Annotated in this window: 1 protein-coding gene and 1 pseudogene; one reads left to right on the forward strand and one right to left on the reverse strand. The window is 72.1% G+C overall.

What is annotated here, in order from left to right; all coding sequences use genetic code 11:
• Window positions 1–482 (reverse strand): annotated as a pseudogene (locus DEIPI_RS29685) (N-acetylmuramoyl-L-alanine amidase); the annotation flags it as partial.
• 213 nt (window positions 483–695) lie between these two features.
• On the opposite strand from DEIPI_RS29685, the gene DEIPI_RS0108510 reads away from it, so the two are divergent.
• Window positions 696–1,280, forward strand: coding sequence for an NUDIX domain-containing protein (locus DEIPI_RS0108510; protein ID WP_027481497.1), 585 nt, complete (start codon window positions 696–698; stop codon window positions 1,278–1,280).
• Window positions 1,281–1,363: the final 83 nt, after the last annotated feature.

Here is a 1,363-nt window from a genome sequence, read left to right on the forward strand (position 1 = left end):
CCGAGGTCCACGGCGAGGCGGCGAGGCAGGGTCCCGTCGGGCGGCACGTCGATGGCGCGCCAGCCGCCGTCGAGGCCGAGGGGGAAGGGCGTGGTGAGCAGCACGGTCGCGCCGTTCGCGCGGGGCGAGTAACGCCACTCCTGCAGTTCGGGGCTGAGGTCGCGCGCGAGCTGCGGCGTGACGCGCACGCCGCCGAGGTCGATGCGCAGCCCGCCGAAGGTGGGCGTGAGGGTGTAGGTCACGTCGTCCGGTAGATCGAGGACGACGCGGGTGGTGGCCCTGGGGACGTCGCGTCCGAGGCGGGGCGCGGCGAGGAGGGGCGTGACGGTGGGAACGGTGGACGCCGTGGCGGCGCTCGGCGCGAGCGGTGTGAGGGCGGGCGCCGTGACGCTCGTGGGCGCGCCGGGAACGAAGGGGGAGGTGGGGGCCTGCGCGAAGGCCGTGGACAACAGGAGGAATCCCGCCAGAACCCTGAGCTTCATATGGTCTTCACTGTAGCCTCACCCGGTGAGAGGGGCGTGTTGTATTTGCCGCACTGCGCGCGTATTTCTCACGCTCCCCTTCATGAACTTCCCGTCAGCCCGTGCTGCACTACACTCACGAAACGTTACCGATGCACCTTCTGAGCCCGGCCTCAAGCCGGGCGTGAAGTTCCTCACGCGGACGCCCGGTGCCGCCGACGGTAGGCTGATGAAATGCGCCACCCGAACTGGGACGACCTCCACCCCGACGAGACGCAACCCTGGGAGGCCCTGGAGAGCGTCACGCTTTCCCCGCCCCCACGGCTGTTCGTCCGGGACCGCGTGCGGCTCCACACCGGCACCGTCACGGAGTACACCTACCGCCCGCGCGGCCCGCGCGCCGTGTTCGTCCTCCCCGTCACCGGCGCGGGCGAGGCCGTCCTCATCCGCCAGTACCGCTACCCGCTCGGCGCGTGGATCACCGAGATCGTCGCGGGCGGCATCGAATCCGGCGAGGACGTCACGGACGCCGCCGCGCGCGAACTGCGCGAGGAGATCGGCGGCGAGGCGGCCGAGTGGGTGCCCCTGCCCGCCGTGTACCCGCAGCCGTCCATCTCCGGCGTGGTGTTCCTCCCCCTGCTCGCGCTCGGCGTGACCCTCGGCGCCGCCGCCCACGAGGAGAGCGAGCTCATCGAGCCCGTCACCGTGCCCCTGACGGAAGCCTACCGCCGCCTCCACGCGGGCGAGATCCACGACGCCACGAGCTCCCTCGTGCTCTTCCACGCCCTCCCGGAGCTCCAGAGGCGCGGCCTGCTGTGAGCGCGGACGTCACCTTCACCACCCTCGCCGCGCCCGCCGAGCACGCCGAGGTCATCGGCGGCAGCGACTTCCTCGTGTACGCC

The sequence above is a fragment of the Deinococcus pimensis DSM 21231 genome (genome assembly GCF_000519345.1).
GTDB classification, from domain to species: domain Bacteria; phylum Deinococcota; class Deinococci; order Deinococcales; family Deinococcaceae; genus Deinococcus_A; species Deinococcus_A pimensis.

Bases quoted from the DNA above. Each gene is read 5' to 3' on its own strand.
- DEIPI_RS0108510 (WP_027481497.1), top strand. From the start codon at position 696: ATGCGCCACCCGAACTGGGACGACCTCCACCCCGACGAGACGCAACCC.